18 protein-coding genes and 1 pseudogene are annotated in these 24,568 nt (G+C 41.1%); all 19 read right to left on the reverse strand.

The window, feature by feature from the left end; translation table 11 throughout:
• Positions 1 to 179 precede the first annotated feature (179 nt).
• Positions 180 to 1,064 carry an ROK family protein gene (locus QM810_RS04745; protein WP_414254025.1) on the reverse strand — a complete coding sequence of 295 codons (885 nt, stop codon included), beginning with the start codon at positions 1,062 to 1,064 and terminating at the stop codon, positions 180 to 182.
• 15 nt (positions 1,065 to 1,079) lie between these two features.
• Positions 1,080 to 1,997 carry a dihydrodipicolinate synthase family protein gene (locus tag QM810_RS04750; protein WP_254730137.1) on the reverse strand — a complete coding sequence of 306 codons (918 nt, stop codon included), beginning with the start codon at positions 1,995 to 1,997 and terminating at the stop codon, positions 1,080 to 1,082.
• A gap of 164 nt (positions 1,998 to 2,161) precedes the next feature.
• Positions 2,162 to 2,812, reverse strand: a complete 651-nt coding sequence (locus QM810_RS04755; protein WP_414254026.1) for a DUF624 domain-containing protein — start codon at positions 2,810 to 2,812, stop codon at positions 2,162 to 2,164.
• Positions 2,813 to 2,832: 20 nt separating this feature from the next.
• Entirely contained in the window at positions 2,833 to 3,285 is a 453-nt protein-coding gene (locus QM810_RS04760) for a YhcH/YjgK/YiaL family protein (RefSeq protein ID WP_414254027.1), read from the reverse strand.
• A 200-nt stretch (positions 3,286 to 3,485) separates the two neighbouring features.
• Positions 3,486 to 4,325 carry a carbohydrate ABC transporter permease gene (locus QM810_RS04765; RefSeq protein WP_006153157.1) on the reverse strand — a complete coding sequence of 280 codons (840 nt, stop codon included), beginning with the start codon at positions 4,323 to 4,325 and terminating at the stop codon, positions 3,486 to 3,488.
• Between the two features lie 16 nt (positions 4,326 to 4,341).
• Positions 4,342 to 5,208: a carbohydrate ABC transporter permease gene (locus tag QM810_RS04770; RefSeq protein ID WP_053092415.1), complete on the reverse strand. Its 867-nt coding sequence runs from the start codon at positions 5,206 to 5,208 to the stop codon at positions 4,342 to 4,344.
• A 237-nt stretch (positions 5,209 to 5,445) separates the two neighbouring features.
• On the reverse strand, positions 5,446 to 6,762 hold the full coding sequence (locus QM810_RS04775) for an ABC transporter substrate-binding protein (protein ID WP_414254028.1): 1,317 nt from the start codon (positions 6,760 to 6,762) through the stop codon (positions 5,446 to 5,448).
• A 116-nt stretch (positions 6,763 to 6,878) separates the two neighbouring features.
• On the reverse strand, positions 6,879 to 7,577 hold the full coding sequence (locus QM810_RS04780) for an N-acetylmannosamine-6-phosphate 2-epimerase (RefSeq protein ID WP_414254029.1): 699 nt from the start codon (positions 7,575 to 7,577) through the stop codon (positions 6,879 to 6,881).
• A gap of 292 nt (positions 7,578 to 7,869) precedes the next feature.
• Complete coding sequence (locus QM810_RS04785) at positions 7,870 to 11,559, reverse strand: SIALI-17 repeat-containing surface protein (RefSeq protein WP_414254030.1); 3,690 nt, start codon at positions 11,557 to 11,559, stop codon at positions 7,870 to 7,872.
• 350 nt (positions 11,560 to 11,909) lie between these two features.
• Positions 11,910 to 12,893: an acetylxylan esterase gene (locus tag QM810_RS04790; RefSeq protein ID WP_254730123.1), complete on the reverse strand. Its 984-nt coding sequence runs from the start codon at positions 12,891 to 12,893 to the stop codon at positions 11,910 to 11,912.
• A 310-nt stretch (positions 12,894 to 13,203) separates the two neighbouring features.
• Positions 13,204 to 15,219: an ATP-dependent DNA helicase RecG gene (recG, locus tag QM810_RS04795; protein ID WP_414254031.1), complete on the reverse strand. Its 2,016-nt coding sequence runs from the start codon at positions 15,217 to 15,219 to the stop codon at positions 13,204 to 13,206.
• A gap of 24 nt (positions 15,220 to 15,243) precedes the next feature.
• A complete protein-coding gene (gene alr / locus QM810_RS04800; RefSeq protein ID WP_414254032.1) occupies positions 15,244 to 16,347 on the reverse strand; it encodes an alanine racemase in 1,104 nt (367 codons plus the stop codon).
• Positions 16,337 to 16,699: a holo-ACP synthase gene (gene acpS / locus QM810_RS04805; protein ID WP_235084146.1), complete on the reverse strand. Its 363-nt coding sequence runs from the start codon at positions 16,697 to 16,699 to the stop codon at positions 16,337 to 16,339. The genes alr and acpS overlap by 11 nt, the downstream gene beginning before the upstream one ends.
• A gap of 45 nt (positions 16,700 to 16,744) precedes the next feature.
• Positions 16,745 to 17,776: pseudogene (locus QM810_RS04810) on the reverse strand (3-deoxy-7-phosphoheptulonate synthase).
• 1 nt (position 17,777) lies between these two features.
• The gene (locus QM810_RS04815; protein WP_414254033.1) at positions 17,778 to 18,809 is read right to left on the reverse strand and encodes a 3-deoxy-7-phosphoheptulonate synthase; all 1,032 of its coding nucleotides are present in this window, start codon (positions 18,807 to 18,809) and stop codon (positions 17,778 to 17,780) included.
• Between the two features lie 80 nt (positions 18,810 to 18,889).
• Positions 18,890 to 21,403, reverse strand: coding sequence for a preprotein translocase subunit SecA (secA, locus tag QM810_RS04820; RefSeq protein ID WP_414254034.1), 2,514 nt, complete (start codon positions 21,401 to 21,403; stop codon positions 18,890 to 18,892).
• Between the two features lie 179 nt (positions 21,404 to 21,582).
• Positions 21,583 to 22,176, reverse strand: coding sequence for a LemA family protein (locus QM810_RS04825; protein ID WP_214262714.1), 594 nt, complete (start codon positions 22,174 to 22,176; stop codon positions 21,583 to 21,585).
• A gap of 38 nt (positions 22,177 to 22,214) precedes the next feature.
• The gene (locus QM810_RS04830; RefSeq protein WP_414254035.1) at positions 22,215 to 23,054 is read right to left on the reverse strand and encodes a TPM domain-containing protein; all 840 of its coding nucleotides are present in this window, start codon (positions 23,052 to 23,054) and stop codon (positions 22,215 to 22,217) included.
• A gap of 191 nt (positions 23,055 to 23,245) precedes the next feature.
• Positions 23,246 to 24,556, reverse strand: a complete 1,311-nt coding sequence (gene der, locus QM810_RS04835; RefSeq protein ID WP_004250788.1) for a ribosome biogenesis GTPase Der — start codon at positions 24,554 to 24,556, stop codon at positions 23,246 to 23,248.
• Positions 24,557 to 24,568 lie beyond the last annotated feature (12 nt).

The following is a 24,568-nucleotide window of genomic DNA, read 5'->3' on the forward strand; positions in this document are numbered from 1 at the left end:
GAAATCGCTTACATTTTTTCTGAATAAAAAAATGACTTGATTTTACAAACGCTTTTTCGAGATTTCTCAGTATAATAAATATACTATATTATTCCAAGAAATGCAAGGGCTTCCAAAGTTTTATTAAAGTTTTACCTAACTTTTTTCCTGCCAAAAAAACCTAAATTGGCAAAGCCAATTTAGGACTGTTTGGTTCTGAAATGATAATATGCTCCGAGCATACCAGCAGTATTCTGATGGTGGGCAAATTCAAGTCGAGTCTTGTCTGCCAAACTTGGAACAAGCGAATCTTTCAAAGCCTTACGGATTTTTGGTTTCAAAATTGCTTCTTGCCCCATAATGCCACCACCAAGGATGACAACTTCTGGATTGGCAACATAACAAATATTTGCGAGACCCTTACCAAGGTAATCTACCATACGGTCAATCCCCTCCATGCAGAGTTTATTGCCTTCGGTAGCTTCTTTGAAAATTCTGCGACCGTTCCACTGTTCCATTTCATCTCCATGTGCGTCTGCTACATACTTAACAAGAGCTGTCGTAGACGCTAAATCCTGGAAAGCTCCATCTTGCATGTGCAGATAACCAACCTCACAGGCAGAATTACTAAAGCCATGGAAAACTTGTCCATCAATGATTAAGCAACCACCGATACCAGTCCCAATTGTCAAGCAAAGAGTAATACTTGCACCTTTTCCTGAACCAGAGACAGCTTCAGCAAGCCCTGCACAGTTGACATCATTTTCAATTTCACAAGGAATATTAAAGCTAGCTTCAATTTCCTTTTTAAATTGGGTTCCGGCATAATTTGGAATCTGTGGACCAGCATAGAAAATTTCACCCTTATCAGGATCAACCATTCCCGCTGAGGAAATGGCTACACCTGACACTTGTCCTTTTTCTAGATAGCTAGCTACGATATCTTTTGTTTTCTGTAAGATGTGTGGGCCACCCTTATGAGCCTCAGTCGCTACTTCGTTAGACTCTACAAGTTGTCCATCTTGGTCAATTAAACCGTATTTGATATTAGTTCCACCAATATCAATTGCAACGTAATTAGTCATAAAGCCTCCTATTGATTAGAGGAAACGCTCCTTAGTTTCACGAATCAATTGAGCAGCTGCTTCTACAACTGGACGATCTTCTTCGGTCACTGGTGTAAGTGGAGAACGAACTGATCCGATATTAAGCCCTTCATTGATTTTCAAGACTTCTTTGATAACACCGTACATGTTTCCATGTGCAGCAGTCAATTTACCAATGATAGCGTTGATTGCATATTGCAATTCACGCGCTGTTTCTAGGTCTTTATCTGCAATCAATTGGTTGAGTTTCAAGAAGAGTTCTGGCATAGCACCATAAGTACCACCAATACCAGCTTTAGCACCCATAAGACGACCACCGAGGAATTGTTCATCTGGACCATTAAAGACGATATGATCTTCGCCACCAAGACTAACAAAAGTTTGAATATCTTGAACTGGCATTGAAGAATTTTTAACACCAATCACACGTGGGTTCTTCAACATTTCTGTGTAAAGACTTGGAGTCAAAGCAACTCCTGCCAATTGAGGAATGTTATAGATAACATAGTCTGTATTTGGTGCTGCTGCACTGATGTCGTTCCAGTATTTTGCTACTGAGTACTCAGGCAAACGGAAGTAAATTGGAGGGATTGTTGCGATAGCATCTACTCCCAAGCTTTCTGCATGACGAGCAAGTTCGATACTGTCTTTCGTATTATTGCAAGCCACGTGAGCAATAATTGTCAATTTACCTTTAGCAACTGCCATGACTTCTTCCAAGATCAATTTACGGTCTTCTACACTTTGGTAGATACATTCACCTGAAGAACCGTTGACATAAAGTCCTTGAACACCTTTATCAATAAAGTATTGCACCAAAGCACGAGTACGTTCTGGGCTTACTTCGCCCGCATCATCATAACATGCGTAAAAGGCAGGAATGACGCCTTCATATTTTTTTAAATCTGACATAGATTTCTCCTAAGATTTCTTATTATCTGCTCTGGGCAGATGATTTTTTACTATTTTAGTATACACCTTGTAAAAAGCGCTTTCAATACATCCAAGCCACTTAGATTTTAATTTCTATTCATATCCCGTAGCTTTTCTTGTTTGAAAGTAGTTTCATATCGTTTTCAATCTGCTTGATATTTAGCAAACAATTTTTCCATTAATCCAGCTTGGCAAAAGGCAAGTAGACCAAAGCCAAAGAGTAGAAATGCTGAACCACCAAGCACTAGAGTAAAGCCTGATAGATAGAGAAGCATAATGATTAACAAAATAATCGCAAGCATCAAGAAGAACCAAACGAAGTTAAAACTTACCAAAAGTAAGCCCTTTTGGAGCACTTCTTTCCAAGTTAATTCATAGCGTGCAGCAATTGGATAGCTAGCCAACATAACTAGTGTTAAAAATATAAGAATTCCCAAACAAATAGCTTTAATGAGTTGAAAGGCAACACCAGTTTGACTCCAAAATAGTGATAAGTCAACCACGCTAATCAGAAAAATTCCTAGTTCCAACAAACCTAACTGGAGGCCTAATTTCAAATTTTGCTTAAAAGCTCTCATATACGTTTTAAAAACAGGAACTCGACGACTACCCTTAACTTCGAAGATTGTCTGATAGAGACTGATTTTTGCTACTCCGATTGTCACAATAGGCAAACAAGACACAACAAAGAGTAGGTTCACCGTCACAATATCTAAAACCTTCTCGCAAAAACGCATCAGAAAGTTATCCGTATCGAATGCCGCTTTTATCAATCCAGATCCTTTATGTGCCATTGTTTGCTCCTCCTAACTGACTAATCGATTAAAATTTTAAATAAATATTTGCGAACTGTATCTTCCATACCTGCATAACCGTTAGGCTGATGAGGTTCACCTGGGAAAAAGACTGCAAAATTGTGATAACCCAATAAAAGTGGGTATTGTTCATGACAATGAACAAAGCCGATATCGCTAGCTTCGTCAAAGGCTACAGCCTCGTCTTTTACACGAGAACCGTAACTAGAATATTCATGTCCTTCAACTAACAAATGCAAGTCTGCATAGTTTTTATGGTGCTCAAAGCGATCATTTTCTTCTTTGTTGAGAACATTTTCCTGTACAACTAAGAAGACCTTATCTCCATCAATATCGTATTTACCTAATTCAAAAGTATCTTTACGATGCTCATAGAGATAGTCAATAGCCTTGTCCAGATTTGGGTGAATTCCCTTGTAAAAGCTAATGTTTTTTAAATCATCAAAAATCATAGTAATTTCCTTTACCTGATTGTTACCTTCAGACATAAGATGTCTAGCCAGTAAGTTTATAAGTGTCTAACAAAACTTCGTGAAGCAACCAACTCTCCTCCATTTTGTAGACACTTATATTTCCTGTATTCTCTTAGTCTATCAATTATACTTCTGCATACTGATAAACAGATTGTACTATATTCAATTTTCGCAGAGTATTATCCTTTGACAGCTCCCATAGTAATCCCTTGAGTGAAGGATTTTTGGAAGACAAGGAAGACTGTTACGATTGGCACAGCTGCAAGAGCAGCCCCTGCCATAATTAAACCATAGTTAGTTGCCATCTCGGCCTGCATAGTCGCAACCCCGAGTGAGATAGTCAAGTTTTGACGTGAAGTCAACATTACCAATTGCATGAAGTAGTCATTCCATGTATTGATGAAGGTGAAGATTGCAAGAGCTGCAAATCCTGGTTTCACAATAGGGAAGGCTACGCTCCAGAAAGTACGAATCTCACCACATCCATCGATTTTAGCAGATTCGAGCAATTCTGTTGGAATATTTTCACTGAACTGTTTCATGAGGAAAACCCCAAATGGCCATCCGATCAAAGGCAAGATAACCGCCCAAAGAGTGTCATGGATTCCCATGAAGTTGACGATACGTACCAATGGTACAAGGACAACTTGTTTTGGAAGAGCCATGGCAGCGATAAAGATAGCGAAGAGAATGCGTTGTCCATAGAAACGTTTCTTAGCCAATACATAACCTGCTAGTGAAGAGGTTGCACAAACCAAGAACATTGTTACCAATGAAATGAAGACTGAGTTCCACATCCATTGCAAGGCTGGGTTTTGAACCATCAATTGTTGGAAGTTCTCCATTGTTGGAGCTTTAGGGAACCATTGTGGTGGAATCATAATGGTATCTGGTTGTGATTTGAATGCACCTGTCAAAATCCAGTAGAATGGAAAGATAAACAGTACAGTCAATAAAAGCAAGAAGATAGTTGAAATAACAGTGAAGGCTGTTAAAGGTTTCTTTTGTGTAGATTGCATAGCTGTCTCCTTTCTATTAATATTCTACGTCGTTTCCAAGTACTTTAAATTGAACAAAGCTGACGATAGCGATCATAACTGCCAAGAATACACCAATAGTATTGGCATAACCATACTCAGTCAATTGGAAGGCTTTCTCATATAGGTAGTACATAAGTGTACTTGTTGAGTAGTTTGGACCACCGGAAGTCAAAAGCTGAATCAAAGCGAAACACTGGAATGAGTTGATTGTTGTAATGATTGCGATATAAAGAGTTGTTGGAAGGAGGCTTGGCCATTTAATCTTCCAGAAAACTTGTAACTCAGTAGCTCCGTCGACACGCGCCGCTTCTACAAGTGAGTTATCAATATTACCCATTGCAGCGATGTAAAGGATGATTGGCTGACCAACTGAGGTTGTCAAAAGAATAATCATAATCGCCATCAAAGCCCAGTTTTTATCTCCTAACCAAGAAATGTTTTGGCTAATGATATGGCTTGACTTAAGCACGAAATTCAAAATACCTGATAGAGGATCATAAATCCATTTCCATACAACCGTTACGGCAACACTACCTGTTACAACAGGAAGGAAGAATACGAAACGATAGAAGGATCTAGCAACTGCATTTTGTTGGTAAGTTTGTGATGCCACAAATAGTGAGAAGAGTACAACGACTGGTACAGATCCGATAACTAAGATTACGGTATTAATCAAAGATTTTGTAAAGACAGGGTCTTTAAACATGCGGATGTAGTTGTCAAGTCCCACAAACTCAAAGCTAGTCATCGAGTAGTTAAAGAAACTAGTGATGAATCCCATGATCATTGGAGCTAGGACAAAGACGGTAAAGAAGATTAATACTGGTGCTAAGAAGGCATAAGAAACAATTGTTTCTCTCATGCGAATTTTATTGACTTTCACAGTCGGCACCTCACTTTCAAATAGTTTTTGTTTTTTTGATTGTTGTCTGACATTGATGTAAAATCAAAATGAAATTTTTTCCAAGAAAAGCCTATGTAAGAACTTCATTTTAATTTTGACCTGTCAGTTCCTTACATTTTTCAAACAAAACTCCCCCTTTTCGTACACAGATGTGCACAGGGAAAAGGGGGGATTTTACTTTTTATTTAGGGCTTATTATTTAGCTGCTTTTTTGATTGTTTCATTCGCTTTTTCAGTGAATGTTTTCAAAGCTGCAGCAGGTTCTTCGTCACCATTAGATACTGATTGAAGCATTGGGAACCATAGAGTTCTCATTTCAGCAAATCCGTCGATTGTGTTGTAGTATGGAGAGTAGTATTGAGTCCAACCACTGATAGTTTCCATACGTTTATCGTCGTAAAGTTTACCAAATGAAGTACGAACTGGGAAGGCACCTGTACGAACTACGTCTTTAGGACCCCACTCTTTATCATCAGCGATGAATTGGATGAATTTCTTAGCAGCAGCAACTTTCTTTTCATCTTTGTTGTTAAATACTGCAAATCCGTTTACAAGGTATTCAAGAGCTGGTTTGCCAGAATCAGATGGGAATGGAACTTCTACCACTTCAACTTTACTTGCTTCCAACAATTTAGCTTGGATACCGTTTTGAGCTGGTGCCCAAAGGATTGTGTATGATGTTTGACCGTTTGCAAAGTTTTGGATGTCTGCTCCACCGTCAAATTGTGAACCGTTGTTCAACAAACCATCTTTAATCCAGCTAGTTGCTTTTTCAAGACCTTTGACGAACTTAGGATCGTCAGTTGTGTATTTAGTAACTTCTTTGTCTGTTACAGAACCGCCGTAAAGGTTAGCGATGAAGGCACGTGTTCCTTGGTCTCCCCCTTGACCAGAACTGAACAATGAACCTGGAGTGTATCCTTTGTCTTTAAGTGCTTTCAAGACTTTTTCAAAATCATCAGTTGTCCAACCTTCTTTAACAAGGTTAGCTACACCAGCATCTTCCAACATTTTCTTGTTCATAGCCATGTAGAATGGTGCAGAACTGATTGGATACATGTATGCTTTATCACCAGCCTTACTTGCTTGAATGATGTTTTCATTGTTAACATCTTTAACAAATTCATCTGTAAAGAGGTCATTCAATTCAGCTAATTTACCATTTTTACCGTAATTAATGATACGACCTGGTGCATCGAAAAGTACATCTGGAGCAGTTCCAGCTTCAATAGCTGTCGTAATTTTTTCTGGACCAGATTTGAAGTCGATTGTTTCTAGTTTAACTTTGATATCTGGGTTTGCTTTTTCGAAAGCTTCGATGATAGATTTTTCATAAGTTCCTACACCGTCACCAGATTTTTCTTGAGTGAAGACTGGGAAAGCCCACCAAGTGATTTCAGTTTGTCCTGCATCACTTGCAGCGTCTTTTTTAGCGTCTGATTTGCCACAAGCAGCAAGAGATAGGACAGCAGCACCCGCAAGTACTGTACAAGCTAGTTTTCTAAATTTCATTAGTATTCTCCTAAATGATGATAAGCGTATCCGAAACGGATAATGAGTATTGACAACTTTGTATACGTTTACATTTTGTTTTACTAATCAACCACTCTCCTCGTGTTTTAATTGTCTTATTTGAGACCCGCAACAAATCGTTCCGTTATCTCTTTTGGTCTAGTAATAGCGCCACCAACTACAATGCCTCGCACTCCGTAACCTAGGATTTGCTTAGCCTGTTCTGGTGTGTGAATCTTACCTTCTGCGATGACGTCTACTCCTGCATCACAAAGTTTCTTAATCAATTCAAAGTCTGGACCATCCAATTTCGGGCTATAAGATGTGTAGCCTGACAAGGTTGTTCCAACAAAGTCAATTCCTGCTTCAACTGCTGTAAGCCCTTCTTCAAAGGTACTTGTGTCAGCCATCAAGAGTTGATTTGGGTATTTTTCTTTGATTTGACGGATGAATTCTTGAATTCCCAAGCCATCATGGCGTTCTCTCTTGGTACAATCAAGAGCAATCACCTCAATATCTAGAGCCGCTAGTTCATCAACTTCTTTCATAGTAGCAGTGATGAATGGTTCCTGTGGTGGATAATCACGTTTGATAATTCCGATAATCGGAAGATTTGTGACCTCTTTGATTTCCTTAATATCTCGAACACTATTTGCTCGGATACCGACTGCTCCACCCTGCTCAGCCGCTTTGACTAGCAAGGGCATTACACCTCCCGCTTCTGTATAAAGCGGTTCATGAGGAAGTGCCTGACAAGAAACGATGATTCCATCTTTAATCTGCTCAATCAAAGCTTCTTTACTGATCTGTGGCATCTACTTTCCTCCTTTTCTTTTTTCTTATGAGCCTATTATATATCATTTTAAAAGCGCTTTCAAGAACTTGTACTAGAATAGATTGAAGTTTCAAAACAATTTTATGAAACAGAATCTCCTGAAAGTAGTTTCAGGGAGAACTGCCCGAGTTAAATTCTCCTTTCATCCGCTTATTTCTACTAGAATCTTCGCTTTCTGCAAACAAAAGAGCCTGTAACGAATGAGCGTTACAGACCCTTCTAATATAAGTCTAAACCTTTTTTATAGAGACTTTTTAGATTCAATGTTGCCATTAATCTTCTTTTTTCTTAGCCATTCCAAACAAGCCGAGGAGCATTCCAACCATTCCTACAGATACTAGAGGAGTAGAAACCTCACTTCCTGTTGCAGGGAGGGTTGATTGCTGTGGTTGAGCTGCTGGAGCTTGATATGTCTTGTCTTGCTGTGCTACTAAAGTGACAAGCGGTTTTTCTTCACCCTTATATTCTGGAGCTTCATTGACTGCTGCTTCGACTGCATTTACTCCGCCTGTGAATTCTGGAAGTTCATGCTTAAGGGTTTGAACTGCATTTGCTCCACCTGCAAATTCTGGAAGCTCATTTTTGAGCGCTTCAACTGCGTTTACTCCGCCTGTGAATTCTGGAAGCTCATGAACTGCCGCTTCTACTGCATTGACACCACCTTCGAATTCTGGGATTTCCACCGTTGGCGCTGCTTCGTCACCTACTGTTGCACTAGGTTCAGTGTACTCAGGGAGCTCTGTTACAGCCGCTTCCTCACCATTCACGCCACCTTCGAATTCTGGGACTTCTACAGTTGGTGCTGTTTCCTCACCTGCTGTTCCAATAGCTTCTGTATACTCAGGTGCCTCTGTTACAGCTGCTTCTTCGCCATTTACGCCACCTGTGGATTCCGGAACTTCTACTGTTGGTGCTGGCTCGTCGCCCACTGTTCCAATAGCTTCTGTATACTCAGGTGCCTCTGTTACAGCTGCTTCTTCGCCATTTACGCCACCTTCGAATTCCGGAACTTCTACTGTTGGTGCTGGCTCGTCGCCCACTGTTCCAATAGCTTCTGTATACTCAGGTGCCTCTGTTACAGCTGCTTCTTCGCCATTTACGCCACCTTCGAATTCTGGAACTTCATGAACTGCCGGTTCCCCTTTTGAGGTCTCCACTGGATTATATTCTGGAACTTCATGTACTGCCACTTCGTCACCATTGACGCCTCCAGTGAACTCTGGAACTTCATGAATGGCAGGTTCTTTACCATTAATTCCACCAGGGATTCCTGCATCTTCAAGGCTAACTGGTAAATTATGCATACTTTCAATTGCACCACCAGCTAATTCTGTAACTTCTTGGCCAATATCTTCTTTTTTGACAACAAATAGTAGAGTTTTTGTATCGTACTGAGTTAAGAAGGTTGCTAGGTTTCCATTCGCTAATTTAAGAACAGGAGCTTGGTTTACCAAGACTTCTGAATCAAATTCTAGTGCAACAATATTGTTACCCATATCTACTGCACTTTTTACTTTTGCTTTAGTTGGTGCAACCATATCTTTGCTCAAGAAATCCCAGTTGAATTTCTTATAAGACAAAGTATATTCATTTTGATTGGCATCTGCATGTTCATAAAGTAAGCCAAATTCACCATTCCCAAGATCTTGCAATGAGTTATAGGCAAATTTACCACTTTGAATTGGATTATGTTTAAGCCAAGTTAATTCTCCGTTAGCTTCCACACGTGCCAAGTGTACCAAACCGTTGTAACGTCCTGGTCCACCTGCGTTACTGAGGACGATATATTCCTTACCATTTTGTACAGTATGAATAGCAGACATTTGAACGTATACGTCCTTAACATCCGCATAACGTTTTACATCTTTTTCCCAAGTTGCTCCACCGTCCTTACTTGTTGCAACCTGCAAATCTCCTGTTAATCCACGCATGAAGAGTTTGAGGTCTCCGTTGTTCAACTGAACAACAGTTGACTCAGTATTTTGAGCACCTGGATTATTCATTGTTGAAGAGTGAATTGTTTGGTTACCTACTGGACGGTTATCATTGACTGCTTCACCTGCTTGCCAAGTTTCACCATGGTCATCTGAGTAAATAACACGTGAAGACTGAGAACCACTCAAGTAAGATACGTTATTTGTAGTATAGACTGGGATAACGAGACGACCTTTGTGAGGTCCTGAGTGCAAGGCAATCCCTGTACCAGGTCCAGTACCTAAGAAGTGCATCCAGTCCTTGCGAATACCGTATGTAATATCTTTAGGTGCAGACCATGTTTTCCCATCATCATCACTATAAGACATCCAGAGATAGTTGGTATTTGAAACTCTAAAGATATTCTTGTCACTGTATTCGAAATAGACATTACCAATCAGTTCTTCACCCTTGTATAGATCACCCTTATCGCTATAAGCTGGTTTTTTAGGATCAACTACAACACGGTATTCTGTTTTTCTATTTTCAGGGTCAAAAACTTCACCATTTTCACGGATAGTATAACGTCCCGCATCACCTTGTTTGTACAAGACTTGATAAACCTTATCTCCAATTTGCTCATAGGCTTGTGGAGCTTTCCCAGGAAGAGAGAACACTGCTTTCCCTTCAAGGAACATATCATAAATTGAGAAAATTCTCTTGGTTTTCGGATCTTGGACTAAAGCCATGTCAATATTAACCGGAGATGGCCATTCTGGATTTTTAGCTTTTTCATTGTCACGAGGATTAGAGATGGTAATTCTATCTCCCCATGTCTTCCCATTGTCATCACTACGACGAACAACCATACCAATATCACCCCAGTCAGAGTGATGCAAGCGTCTTTCATCCGTTCCGGCAATCAAGGTACCTTTATCTGTCTTTAGAAGTGCAGGTATACGGTAACTTGCAATACCATCTTTATTTGGCTTGCGGTTCACACCACCTTCAAAAACGTCCAGTTTATCCGTAACTTTTGCTCCTTCAGGAAGTTTCTTCTCCAACTCTCCTCTTTCAAAAAGTTGGCTACGTTTTTTAACTTCTTCTGGAGAAAGGGCACGATCATAAACAGTTAGATTACGGACTTTAAGATTAGCGCCCCAGAAGTTTTTTCCTGTACGTTTTGTTGTACCAATTTGTACGTGGTTGACATCTGGCATGTCTTGGATGAAGCGACCAGACTGAGGACTTGTGCGCGACAAGACACCATTTACATAGACGCGAACCTGACCATTTGGTTGGTCAGCATTTGGTCTTTCAACTGTAAAGGTTACAGAGTTCCACTCACCTGGCTTAATTTTCAAAGGAGCAGTTTTATAATCACCATAGAATTGGTTTCCATTTGCATCACGACCTTCAACGATAGCTGTGTTATCAAGGATGGCCATGGTGAAGTACTCATTTACTTTGGTATCACTAGAAACTGAGAAGAGGTTGTAAAAACGTGGAGCAGATGCATCTGGCTTAAACTCCATATGAACGGTAGCATTCTGAAGTTTTTTCAGTTTATCAAGTTCATCATTCAAATCAACTCGTTGACCATTTGTTGAGTTGGTCTCTACATCTTCTTTTTCAACAACAGCATTAGCATTTTCTAATTCTCTTGCGTAGAAGTCACGTGGGACGCCACCAACTTCCTCATTCTCAGTTTCAGCTGCTGGAGTCTCTGCTGGAGTTTCAGTTTCTGTCGGTTTTTCAGAACCTGGGTTTGCTTTCAGCTCTTCACGGTTTACTTCAGTTCCTTTATCCGTCGCTTTTGCCAACTTATCAGCAAGTTCCTTATCAAGGTTAGCTAGATTTCCTGATTCTACTTCTTTTGGCAATTCTGGCAAAGCTTGTCCAGCTGTTTCACCACTGGTTGCTGGAGCTTCTTGAGCTAAAACTGGTGAAGCACCAAAAACAACTGCCCCAATGACTACTGATGCAGCTCCTACTGTAAATTTTCTAATCCCAAAACGTTGTTTCCGTTCAAAATCTCTCTGTGTCATATATTTCCTTCCATTTTCCACAAAAATAAAGCGCTTTCTTTTTTGCTTAAAAATTTTTGCCCCTAGGGCTTTGAGCAAGAAAGAAACTGTATTGTTGATGGGTTTTTCCCATTCTTTTCATCTGAATTTCTGTTGCATTTTTCTACTTTATATCTTAAAGCAAGCAACAATTTTACTCCTTTCAAATTGATACTACACTTATTATATAATAAATATTCCAAGTTTTAGCCTTAGTAATCTATAATAGAATTTACTTTCAGATATATTTCTATGTTTCAAACTTTTTGAAACTACTTTCTTTACTCCTCAACAAAGAAAGCCCTGTTTTAGCAGGGCTCTTTTTCATTTTTTTAATGACCTACATAAGTAAAGGGAATCTCACTACCACATAACCAGTTGTAAACCTGGTCATTGACATGGACATTCATAGCTTCGTGGGCATATTCTGGCATGAGACGATAGCTCTTTTCACAAGTCAAACGATTGTAAATGGCAAACTGGGTAATTGGATAGCAGACATCGTCATCAAGCCCCGTAATCATTCTCACCTCGCCTTTTATTCGATGGGCAAGGTTTTTCACATCAATATAACCAAGCGTCTCCATGATCTGTTCTTCTGTTTCATGGAATGGATCATGAAACTTAAAATAACGGAAGAGTTCATCATAGGCTTCACTGGTATTCCCAATTTCTAATACTCGTCTAAAGTCTGACAAGAATGGATAGATTGCAACTGTTCGCTTGATACGTGGATTGAGCCCTGCAGCCACTAAAGCCAGCGCTCCTCCTTGCGAAGCTCCATAACTAGCCAACTGCTCTTCATCTACTTGCGGGAGACTAGCTACAATCTCAATCAATTGATAAATATCAAGATAAACATCCTTATAGAAGAGTTGCTCTTTTCCTTCTACTGCACCACGGATGATTTGCCCCTTAACTGTATTTCCGAGAGGCGAACGCAAGCCATCTTGTGAGTAACCAGATTGCCCACGAACATCCATCGATACAACCCCATAACCAGCGACGGTAAAGGCTAGCATATCTGTCCAATCCCAACAACGTCCCATATAGCCATGGAAGTGGAAAATAACTGGTACTTTCTTATCTGATTTTGGTAAGACCACACGCGCATAGACAAGGCCATCACGTGTACCTTTAAAGGTTAACTCATAGCACTTAACATTTGGAATATGAAAATCACGTTCCTCTAGTTGGTAATCTGGCAAGACCAAAACCTTGTCAATCTCACCATCCCAAAAAGCATCAAAATCCTGTGGAACTTCATCTCTTCCTTTATATGTTTTCATTTCTTCTACTAATGCTGGATTTCTCATAAAACCCTCCTTTACTTTGTAACCGTTATCATAACTGTAGCACATATGGGAAAGCAATGCAAGAAAGAAAGGGAAACGGAAAGTGGATTTAATGTCTGACCCCTGCAAGAATCCCTCTGAAAGTAGTTTTAAAAAAATAAAAAAGAGCGATTTCGCTCTTTTCTTAGTATTTAGGAGAAGGTTGAATTTCCTTTTGAAATGTCTTTTGGTAATTTACTTCAATTGTCATGAGAGAGTCCTCGTTTCTTTTTGATGACTCTAGTATAGATACTCACCCTAAAAGCAAACTTAATATTATCTTAGAAAATGCTTAATCCAGATATTCTTTCTTTTCTAGATGTAAGGCAATCATGTGCCACTCTGGATCCTCTCGCCAGTTAGGGAGAGAACTGATATAGCTTGCTACCTTTCTAGCTTCCTCAAGGATTGGGAAGTCTTCGATGATATCAGCTACATGAAACTCTGGTAGACCCGACTGTTTGGTCCCAAAGATTTCTCCAGAGCCTCGCATTTTCAAATCTTCCTCCGCAAGGACAAAACCGTTGGTCGTTTCTGTCATGATACGCATGCGGTCTTTCCCAGAATCAGTTTTTGGATTGGCCACTAGAACTGCGTAGGACTGCTTGTCCCCACGACCGACACGACCTCTGAGCTGGTGAAGTTGACTAAGTCCGAAACGGTCAGCATCCATGATAATCATGACTGTCGCATTGGGAACATTGACCCCGACCTCGATAACCGTTGTAGAGACCAGGATATCTGTCTTTCTCTCTTTGAAATCCTGCATAATCTGGTCTTTTTCATCACTCTTCATCTTCCCATGCAAGAGCGCAACTTTTGCTTTCCCAGCAAAATGAGTTGTTAACTCCTCTGACAAAGCAATAGCGTTTTTCAGATCAAGAGCTTCAGACTCCTCAATCAATGGAGAGATAACATAGGCTTGAGAACCTTTCTGAATTTCTCCCTCGAGCCAAGTCAAAACCTGTGGCAGTTGCTCATGCTTAATCCAACGTGTCACAATCGGTTTACGTCCAGCTGGCATCTGGTCAATAATGGAAACATCCATATCTCCAAAGGCTGTGATGGCTAAGGTTCGTGGAATGGGAGTTGCCGTCATCATGAGGACATCTGGATTTTCTCCTTTTTCACGTAAAATACGTCTTTGCCCCACACCAAAACGGTGCTGCTCATCGATGATAATCAAGCCGAGTCGGGCATAGTCCACTCCGTCTTGTATAAGGGCATGGGTACCGATGATTACATCAACCTCGCCCTTAGCAATAGTTTCCAAAACCGTGCGCTTTTCAGCAGCTTTCAGCGAGCCTGTTAGAAGAGCTAGTTTCAACTCAGGAAAGAGACTCTCTAGACTTTCAAAATGTTGCTCTGCAAGGATCTCGGTCGGAACCATGAGGGCAGCCTGATACCCTGCCGTTACGGCTGCGTACATCGCTAGACCTGCAACCACTGTTTTCCCACTACCAACGTCCCCTTGTAAGAGTCGATTCATGTGATGGTCCGACTTCATATCTGTTAGGATCTCTTGCAGGCTCTTTTCTTGGGCTTGGGTCAGAGCAAAGGGCAACTTTTCTTTTACCGTCCTTAGTTTTTCTTGCGACCAATTCAAGACTAGACCACTTCCATGAACCTTATTTTCAGACTTGAGGGTCTGTAATTGCATTTGGAAATAAAAGAGTTCCTCAAACTTGATTCGACGGAGGGCCTGTTTGTATTCTGCCAAATCCTTAGGGAAGTGCATGGCACGCACAGCCTGACTTCGGGGCATGAGTTTATATTTGTCTAGCAAGGACTGAGGGAGATTTTCCTCTATCAAGAGATCCAGTCCTTGATCAAAGGCGGTCTTGATGACCTTAACAAGTCCTGCTTGACTGATACCTTGTGCGAGACGATAAACAGGTTGGAGGTCGTCCTCTACTTGGGCTAAGACCTTCATCCCTGTGAGACTAGCCTTGGCACGATCCCACTTGCCAAAGACAGCTAGAGTCGCTCCTAGCTCAATCTTGTCTGCCAGGTAGGGTTGGTTAAAGAAGTTAACGGCAAACACAACCTCTCCTTGCTTGAGGCTAAAGCGTAGGCGATTGCGCTTAAAACCATAATACTGAACACTAGCTGGCGTCACCACCTGACCAGATAGGACTGCCTTCTCACCGTCTTCTAGCTCTAGCACCTCCTTGGTCTTAAAATCTTCATAACGGAAAGGAAAGTAGAGCAAGAGGTCTTGCAGGTTTTCAATTCCTAGTTTGGTATATTTCTCTGCAGATTTTTGTCCCACGCCAGGCAAGACATGCAAGGGTTGATGTAAATTCATGCTCCTCTCCTTTCCTTCTGTTTCTTAATAATATTCTCTTGGAACTCGATCACTGAGGAGACAAACTACCTCATAATTAATCGTTCCTCGGTAGACTGCTACATCTGTTGCAGTAATCTCCTTGTCACCGTTTGAGCCAATCAAAGTTACCTTGGTCCCCAATGGATACAGCTTAGGCAAACGAACCGTGATTTGGTCCATGGATACACGCCCTACAATGGGACACAATTGGCCATCCACCAGAACTGAGAAATTCTGCATGTCTCGCGTCCAACCATCTGCATAACCGATTGGCAAAGTAGCAATGACTTGTTCACTGTCTGCCTGATAGGTCGCTCCATAGCCCATACAAGCCCCAGCTGGGACTGTTTTAACATGAACAATAGCAGTTTCTAAGGTCAAGGCTGGTTTTAGTTCATAAGGCAACTCCAAAACTTGTCCGCTTGGATTGAGACCATACATAGAATCTCCCATACGAACTGCATTAAAAATCGTTTCCGCATGCCATAGAGTAGTCGCAGAGTTACTCGCATGAACCAATTCTGGTACTTCTTGCAAGCCTGCGATTATTTCCTTGAAACATTCCAACTGTTGGTTAAAGTAGCTATCCGACTCTTCATCAGCAGTTGCAAAATGGGTAAAGATCCCTTCAACATTAGCCCCATGTTCCTTGAGCAAAGTTTGAGCCTGTTCTGCCTCGCTTGCACTTCTAAAACCAATTCTCCCCATACCTGAATCAATTTTAAGATGAACGGTTAAACCTGATAAGTCTGGCTCTGTAGCTATGAGTTTCTGGATCCATTCCAATCCTGCCACTGTTAAGGTAATGGCATACTCCTTAGCCAGTGAAAGAGATTCAACCTCAGATACTCCTAAAATAAGAATCTTCTTAGAAATTCCTGCCTGACGAAGTTCGAGGGCTTCATCGATATTAGAAACGCAAAAGCCGTTAACATCATCCTGGATAGCCGTCGCAACAGCTACTGCTCCGTGTCCGTAGGCATTGGCTTTTACAACTGCCCATTTGAGGGTATCTTTGAGAATGTGCGCTCCCATTTGTTGGATATTGTAGCGGATAGCACCCAGATCGATGAGGGCTTTGGTTGGTCTATGTGGACTAGTTTTCATGATTCTCCTCCAAAATAACACTAGCTGTCACAAACTGATCTGTATGGCTGATCGATAGCCAAACTTTTCCTGAAAACGGGGATTTGCTGAAGTAGGGAGCTCCTCTTTCATTGTTCAAGATTTCCAAGTCTTGAAAGCCCAACTTACCAATTCCCGTTCCCATAGCCTTTGAGAAAGCCTCTTTAGCTGACCAACGGCCAGCCAAATACTCGACCTGTCTGCGACCTTTGAGACTGGAAAAGCGCTCCATTTCCTTGTCTGTCAAAACACGTCGAGCAAAACCTTCTCTTTTTTCAACTGCATTTTGTATGGAAGCTAATTCTTCGATATCGATTCCGTGTCCAACTATCATTTTCATCAAAAGGAGTTGAGATACCCCCAACTCCATCCTTTTCACTTATTTTGTTAAGGTAGTATAGATTTCTTCTACCAGGGCTACTGTGTTTTCCCATCCTAGACACGGGTCTGTAATGGAACGTCCAAAGATTTCTGGCTGGTTTTGGCGACCATCTGCTAAGTAGGATTCAATCATGAAGCCTCGAGCTACCTTTTTAATCTTCTCATTCCAGTCACGGTTGAGAAGAGTTTGGCGAACAATTCGAACTTGCTCCATATACTGTTTCCCTGAATTATCATGGTTAGTATCAATCATGATAAAGGGATTTTCAAGACCCATAGACTCGTAACGTCCGATAGCATCTAAGAGAGTTTCATAGTAGAAGTTTGGTTCATTTTTCCCATATTCATTCACAGCTCCACGTAAGATAACGTGAGCCAAGGGATTCCCTGAAGTTTCAACTTCTTGGCCATGGAAGAGAAAGGTTTGTTTGTTTTGTGCTGCATAGATGGCATTAAACATAACTGATAGATTTCCAGAGGTTGGATTCTTCATTCCCACTGGTGCATCGATTCCTGAAGCAACAAAACGGTGTTCTTGGTCTTCTACTGAACGCGCACCCACTGCATGATAGCTCACCAAGTCATCAACTAAGACTAGATTGGATGGATACAGCATTTCATCCGCTGTGGTCAATCCAGTTTCTGTAATCACTCAATAATGAAGTTGACGAACCGCTTGCAAACCATTAATCAAACTTGGGGCTTTAGAAGTATCTGGCTGATGAACCAAGCCCTTGTACCCATCTCCATTAGTACGTGGCTTAGCTGTGTAAACACGCATGACCATGAAAATCTTATCGGCCACTTTTTTCTGCAAGTCTGCCAAACGACGAGCATACTCAAGTACTGCTTCTTCATTGTCAGACGAACAAGGCCCAATGACCAAAAGGATACGGTCATCCTTACCTGAAAGGATATCTGCCAATTCTTGGTCACGATTTTCCTTATGTTGCAAGGCTTCTGCAGATAGCTGTGTTTCCGCCTTAATCGCTTCAATATCGATTTCTTGACCTTTCTCGATAAATGCCATATTAGTCTCCTAGTCTTTGGTAGATTTCGCGAACAAGAGCTTCAGTATTTTCCCATCCTAGACATGGATCGGTGATAGATTTTCCAAAGACTTCTGGTTCATTTTGACGACCGTCTTCTAGATAAGACTCAACCATGAAACCACGGACATATTTTTTAATCTTTTCATTCCAGTCGCGGTTAATCAGAGTCTGACGAACGATACGAATCTGATCCATATACTGTTTACCTGAGTTATCATGGTTGGTATCAATAATAATGAATGGATTTTCAAGTCCCATCTTTTCATACAGAGCAATAGTATCCATCAAATTATCGTAGTAGTAGTTAGGAATGTTTTTCCCGTACTCGTTAAGAGCTCCACGGAGAATAGCATGCGATAAAGGATTTCCAGTAGTTTCGACTTCTTTCCCTAAGAAAAGGAAACTCTGCTTGTTTTGAGCCGCATAAATACCGTTGAACATAACATTGAGATTCCCAGAGGTTGGATTTTTAAAACCTGTTGCAAAATCTGCTCCACTAGCTACAAAACGGTGTTGTTGGTCTTCAACCGAACGGGCTCCAACTGCCATGTAAGAAATCAAATCATCTACCAAGGGAAGGTTCTCTGGGTACAACATCTCATCTGCTGTTGTCATTCCTGTTTCAGAAATAACACGGTAGTGCAAATGACGAACTGCCTTGATTCCATTGATGAGGCTAGGTGCTTCTTTGGCATTTGGTTGGTGAATCAAGCCCTTATATCCATCACCATTAGTACGTGGTTTAGCAGTATAGACGCGCATGACCATAAAGACGCGGTCTTTGACTTCTTCCTGAAGTTTTGACAAACGCTTAGCGTACTCTAGGACTGCTCCTTCATTGTCAGACGAGCAAGGACCAATCACTAACAAGATGCGTTGGTCTTCCCCACGAATAATTGCTTCAAGCTCTTGATCACGTTGGAGTTTATTGGCCAGCGCTTGTCCTTCTAATTTAGACAAACTACGAACTTCATCAATATTAATTTTAGGGCTTTTTGCTGTAAATACCATTATTCATCTCCTTATAAAGCAAACGGACGCCAAGCGAAAATTCACTTTTCACTAGGCATCCGCCTGAAAACTAGTCGTTCTTAACGTCGTTTACCGTGACAGTTTTTAAATTTCTTACCAGATCCACATGGGCACAAGTCATTACGTTTTACTTGGCTGAGGTCCAAATCAGCTGGAAGATTTTTCTGTTGAGCAGCAATATTTCGAGTTGCTGTCGTACTAATATGATGTTCGGTTTGTGGTCGTTCTTGTTCATGAATTTGTGCTTTCATCATCAAGCGAGTCACATCAAACTCAATCGAACCAATCATATCGTTAAACATACGGAAGCCTTCCGCTTGATATTCCACGACAGGGTTATTTTGGGCATAACCACGAAGACCAACAGCATTTCTCAACTGATCAAGGGCATCGATATGGTCTGTCCACTTATTATCTACAACACGTAGAATCAAGACTTTCTGGAATTCTTTCACTGCTTCTTCGTCACGAAGCTTGGCAACTTGACTATCGTAGACTTTCAATGCACGTTGGTATAGTTCATCTTTGATAGCTTGATCAGACAAACCTTCTAGGTCTGAAAGTGAAATCGAATCTTCTGGGAGCAAGTTGTACTTGGCAAAGTTCAAGATTGCTTCAAGTTTTTCATCTTGTTTAGAACGAGCATGCCCATCGACAATTCGTCCAATCGTACGGCGAATCATGGCGTGAATTTCAGGAGCCAAGTCACGTTCTGCAGTGATAACATCATAGCGTTGTGCGTAGATGATCTCACGTTGTTCACGCATAACGTCATCATATTGGAGGACTTGTTTACGAGTATCGTAGTTATTTCCTTCAACACGTTTTTGCGCTGCTTCGACCTGACGTGTCAACATACGAGATTCGATGGCTTCGTCAGACATATTCAGACGTTCAAAGACACCTTTCAAACGTTCTGAACCGAAACGCTTCATCAAATCATCTTCGAGTGACAAGTAGAACTGTGACTCACCTGGGTCACCTTGACGACCTGAACGTCCACGAAGCTGGTTATCGATACGACGGCTCTCATGACGCTCTGTACCGATAACACAAAGTCCACCAAGCTCACGAACACCTTCACCAAGCTTAATATCGGTACCACGACCGGCCATGTTTGTTGCGATAGTGATCGCACCACGTTGACCAGCATTCATGATGATTTGCGCTTCTCTGTAGTGGTTCTTAGCATTCAATACTTCGTGAGGTACGCCTGCTTCAACCAATTTTTTAGAAAGAAAATCACTGGTTTCAACGGCAACAGTACCTACCAAGACTGGTTGACCTTTTTGGTAACGAGCCTTAACATCTTCAACGACAGCCTTGAATTTTGCATCGAGGCTAGCGTAAAGAAGGTCTGAATGGTCGATACGTTGGATTGGACGGTTAGTAGGAATTGGAATAACACGAATGTTGTAGATTTCGCGGAATTCTTCTTCTTCTGTTTTACCAGTACCAGTCATACCTGCCAATTTTTTATACATACGGAAAAGGTTTTGGTAGGTAATCGATGCTGATGTCTTAGTTTCATCTTGGATTGGCACACCTTCTTTAGCTTCAATCGCTTGGTGCAAACCATCAGAGTAACGACGACCTTCCATGGTACGACCTGTAAATTGGTCGACAATCAAGATTTCTTGTTCTTCGCTGACCACATAGTCAATATCAAGAATCATGATGTAGTTGGCACGAAGGGCGTTGTCGATAAAGTGAGTCAAAGCCACATTTTCGATATCATAAAGGTTTTCTAGTTTAAAGTAGCTTTCAGCCTTGTCAATACCTGAGTCAGACAAACCGATTGTCTTAGACTGAATATCAATGATGTAGTCATCTTTATCCAAAGACTTCACAAAGTGGTCAGCCATGTGGTAGAGTTGACTTGTTTCAACTGCATTAGCTCCTGAAACGATCAATGGTGTACGAGCTTCGTCGATCAAGATAGAGTCAACCTCATCGACCAAGGCATAGTTAAGTGGGCGTTGAACCATGTTCTCCGCACGAACAACCATGTTGTCACGAAGATAGTCGAAACCAATTTCTGAGTTTGTTGAATACGTAATGTCACAGAGATAAGCTTCTTTTTTCTCCATTGGAGATTTCGCAGCTAAGTTGATCCCCACTGACAAACCAAGCCATGAGTACAACTCACCCATCTCAGTCGCGTCACGTTCTGTAAGGTATTCGTTGACGGTAACTACGTGTACACCTTTTCCTGAAAGGGCATTAAGGTATACCGGCATTGTCGCTGTCAAGGTTTTCCCTTCACCTGTACGCATTTCTGGAACGTCACCGTGGTGAAGAACGATACCACCCATAACCTGAACCTTGTATGGGAAAAGTCCAAGAACACGCTTAGCTCCCTCACGTACAACCGCAAAGGCTTCGTACAAGAGTTGATCAAGCGTTTCACCATTTTGATAACGTTGCTTAAATTCTTCTGTCTTAGCTTGCAACTGCTCATCTGTCAAAGCAGCCATTTCATCTTCGTATTTGAGGACTTTATCAGCCATCTTTTCTAAGCGGCGGAGTTCCCCTTTATCATTTTCGATGATTGTTTTTAATAAATTTGCCATTTTTTTCCTTACTTTAAATTCTGAATATTTTAGAATGTTCTTTTTATTGTAGCATATTTGCCCAGCTTTTTCAAGAAAGAATCCGTGTTTATACAAGCTAAAAAAGGCTCATTTAGAGCCTTTTTTTGTAAATGTTCAAACTATTGCTAATCATTGATTTTCTTTTAGAAATTTCAAGCCTATTCTTTAGTTGTAGAAGTGCTAAAATCAACCTTTGGAGCTGTCTTGGCTTCTTCGCTTTCTTTAAAGGTTTCTGCCTCTTTAAAGTTCATCATATTAGCAAAAAGAACTGTTGGGAAGCTTCTTAATTTTTGATTGTATTCCGTTGCCACTTTGTTGTAATCCTTGCGGGCTACAAAGATACGATTTTCACTTCCAGCCAGTTCTGTCATGAGTTGTTCCACATTTTGATTGCTCTTGAGTTCTGGATAATTTTCTGTTAGCGATATCAAACGTGAAATAGCTGAACTCAACTCTCCTTGAGCCTCTTGATTTTCTTTTGAAGTTACGGAGCCATTCCCAATTTTAGCACGAGCTTCCGCAATTTGGGTAAAGACTTCTGTCTCATGGTTCATCTGGCCTTTTACAGACTCTACCAAATTTCCAATCAAATCAGAACGACGTTGAAGAGCTGTCGCTACATCTGCTTGCGCTTGCTCGACCTTGGTTTGTTCGGAGACAAGTCCGTTATAAGTGCCTACTACTGAGCAACCGCCAAGTAAGATAATAGCCAGCAAAATGCCCAACACATAAATAATTCCTTTATTTTTCATATCTAAACCTACTTATTTCCTTAATTTATACACGAACATTACCAATCATCGGATGAGCCTCCGCCATCGAAGCCTCCGCCGTCCCAGCTACTAGAGGAGTCTGATCCTGAGTCGGACCAAGATGAACCTGAGTCGGAAGAGTCACTAAACCACCATCCTCCATCAGAGGAATCTCCTCCTCGGCCACCTCCACCTCCTCTAATAATGGCTATAAATACGATAATGAAATAAATGATTATCCCGACTCCGAACACATTGTCCATAGGGTCACTGTTCTTACGACGACTGGACGAGCTACTATTGCGACTCGATTTTTTCCCACTGATGCTATCAGAATAACGTTTGATTTCAGAGGATTCATCAGATGGAAATGTTCCACTTTCTCTATAAAACTGATTGTCTAAGCCTTTGGCAATCGCTAGAATTCCTTTACTATAGTCCCCAGTTTTAAAATCTGTACGACTAGCAGCCAATATCTGCTTGGTTTGATAGTCCGTTATTCTAATGGCGGTATTATTACTGGTTTCAATCCTTGATTTACGTTCTTGAACGGCTACTACAATAAGACTTCCAAAATTATCGCCTGAATAGCCAATCTTCCAGGCTCTAGCTGTCTCATTCGCCACCGTTTCAATGTTTTCTCCTTCCAGACTATCTACGATATAGACACCTATTTGAAGCTTTTCTGCCTTTTGACTATTGGCTTCATTCAAATCACGAATTTGAGTAACTACTTCCTCTGTCAAATAATGATTTGGGTCATAAATACCGTAGTCTGGTTTTTCAGGTGCAGTGAATGCTGATAGGAAGAAAAATGCCATCAGCAATCCAAGTAGACGCACCAAGAATGGATTCTTTAACAATCTATCTTTTTTCATAATAACCTCCTTATGCAAGGAAAATTGTTTAGAGCATTATAGCATTTTGAATCTTACAAAGAAAGTACGTTTCCATTACAAAACCGTGACAAGGACCAGGAAAACATGTTAATTTGATGACAAATTTAGTCTTACGTTCTTGGTATCCTCTACAAAAAAGAAGGCCTGAGAACCTTCTTCTTTTTATCATTTTATTTCCGTTTTCTTGCAATCAGATGGATTGGTGTTCCTTCAAAGACAAAGGCCTTGCGGATTTGATTTTCCAAGAAACGCAAGTAAGAGAAGTGCATTAATTCTTCTTCGTTTACAAAGATAACAAAGGTCGGTGGTTTGGTTGCCACTTGAGTCGCATAAAAAATCTTAAGGCGTTTCCCTTTGTCTGTCGGTGTTGGATTGATGGCAATAGCATCCATAATCACATCATTCAAGACTGCTGATGGGATACGGGTATTTTGGCTCTCGCTGATTTGCTTAATCATCTCTGGGAGTTTGTGAAGACGTTGCTTGGTCAAAGCCGAAACAAAGATAATCGGTGCGTAAGGCAGGTATTGGAACTGCTCACGGATATCCTCTTCCCAGTTTTTCATAGTATGATTATCTTTTTCAAGTGTATCCCACTTGTTAACTACGATGATCATCCCTTTACCAGCTTCGTGGGCAAATCCTGCGATACGCTTATCGTACTCACGGATGCCTTCTTCGGCATTGAGCACCATCAAAACTACATCTGAACGGTCAATAGCACGCATAGCACGCATAACTGAGTATTTCTCTGTATTTTCATAGACTTTACCAGACTTACGCATACCAGCTGTATCAATCATGGTAAACTCTTGACCGTCAGCATCTGTAAAATGCGTATCAATGGCATCACGAGTTGTACCAGCTACAGGACTGGCAATGACGCGATCTTCTCCCAAAATGGCATTAATCAAGCTAGATTTTCCGACATTTGGGCGACCAATCAAGCTGAATTTAATGACATCTGGATTTTCATCTTCGACTTCGTGTGGGAGATTTTCGACGATAGCATCCAATACATCCCCTGTACCAATCCCGTGTACAGATGAAATTGGCAGTGGTTCACCCAATCCAAGAGCATAGAAATCATAGATATCATTTCGCATTTCGGGATTGTCCACCTTGTTGACTGCAAGGATGACCGGTTTATGGGTTTTATAGAGTTTACGAGCTACGTATTCGTCTGCATCTGTGATTCCTTCTTTTCCAGAAACGACAAAGACGATGACATCAGCTTCTTCCATGGCAATCTCTGCCTGGTGCTTGATTTGTTCCATAAACGGAGCATCAACATCATCAATCCCTCCAGTATCAATCATACTGAAAGAACGGTTAAGCCATTCACCAGTAGCATAGATACGGTCCCGTGTCACTCCTTCGACATCTTCTACGATTGAGATGCGTTCCCCTGCAATACGGTTAAACAGAGTTGATTTCCCAACATTGGGACGTCCTACGATGGCAACAGTTGGTAAGGCCATGTTTTCTCACTT

It is taken from the genome of Streptococcus infantis (assembly GCF_047464155.1).
GTDB lineage: Bacteria > Bacillota > Bacilli > Lactobacillales > Streptococcaceae > Streptococcus > Streptococcus infantis_U.

Bases quoted from the DNA above. Each gene is read 5' to 3' on its own strand.
- QM810_RS04745 (WP_414254025.1), bottom strand. From the start codon at position 1,064: ATGACTAATTACGTTGCAATTGATATTGGTGGAACTAATATCAAATAC.
- QM810_RS04750 (WP_254730137.1), bottom strand. From the start codon at position 1,997: ATGTCAGATTTAAAAAAATATGAAGGCGTCATTCCTGCCTTTTACGCA.
- QM810_RS04755 (WP_414254026.1), bottom strand. From the start codon at position 2,812: ATGGCACATAAAGGATCTGGATTGATAAAAGCGGCATTCGATACGGAT.
- QM810_RS04760 (WP_414254027.1), bottom strand. From the start codon at position 3,285: ATGATTTTTGATGATTTAAAAAACATTAGCTTTTACAAGGGAATTCAC.
- QM810_RS04765 (WP_006153157.1), bottom strand. From the start codon at position 4,325: ATGCAATCTACACAAAAGAAACCTTTAACAGCCTTCACTGTTATTTCA.
- QM810_RS04770 (WP_053092415.1), bottom strand. From the start codon at position 5,208: ATGAGAGAAACAATTGTTTCTTATGCCTTCTTAGCACCAGTATTAATC.
- QM810_RS04775 (WP_414254028.1), bottom strand. From the start codon at position 6,762: ATGAAATTTAGAAAACTAGCTTGTACAGTACTTGCGGGTGCTGCTGTC.
- QM810_RS04780 (WP_414254029.1), bottom strand. From the start codon at position 7,577: ATGCCACAGATCAGTAAAGAAGCTTTGATTGAGCAGATTAAAGATGGA.
- QM810_RS04785 (WP_414254030.1), bottom strand. From the start codon at position 11,559: ATGACACAGAGAGATTTTGAACGGAAACAACGTTTTGGGATTAGAAAA.
- QM810_RS04790 (WP_254730123.1), bottom strand. From the start codon at position 12,893: ATGAGAAATCCAGCATTAGTAGAAGAAATGAAAACATATAAAGGAAGA.
- recG (WP_414254031.1), bottom strand. From the start codon at position 15,219: ATGAATTTACATCAACCCTTGCATGTCTTGCCTGGCGTGGGACAAAAA.
- alr (WP_414254032.1), bottom strand. From the start codon at position 16,347: ATGAAAACTAGTCCACATAGACCAACCAAAGCCCTCATCGATCTGGGT.
- acpS (WP_235084146.1), bottom strand. From the start codon at position 16,699: ATGATAGTTGGACACGGAATCGATATCGAAGAATTAGCTTCCATACAA.
- QM810_RS04815 (WP_414254033.1), bottom strand. From the start codon at position 18,809: ATGGTATTTACAGCAAAAAGCCCTAAAATTAATATTGATGAAGTTCGT.
- secA (WP_414254034.1), bottom strand. From the start codon at position 21,403: ATGGCAAATTTATTAAAAACAATCATCGAAAATGATAAAGGGGAACTC.
- QM810_RS04825 (WP_214262714.1), bottom strand. From the start codon at position 22,176: ATGAAAAATAAAGGAATTATTTATGTGTTGGGCATTTTGCTGGCTATT.
- QM810_RS04830 (WP_414254035.1), bottom strand. From the start codon at position 23,054: ATGAAAAAAGATAGATTGTTAAAGAATCCATTCTTGGTGCGTCTACTT.
- der (WP_004250788.1), bottom strand. From the start codon at position 24,556: ATGGCCTTACCAACTGTTGCCATCGTAGGACGTCCCAATGTTGGGAAA.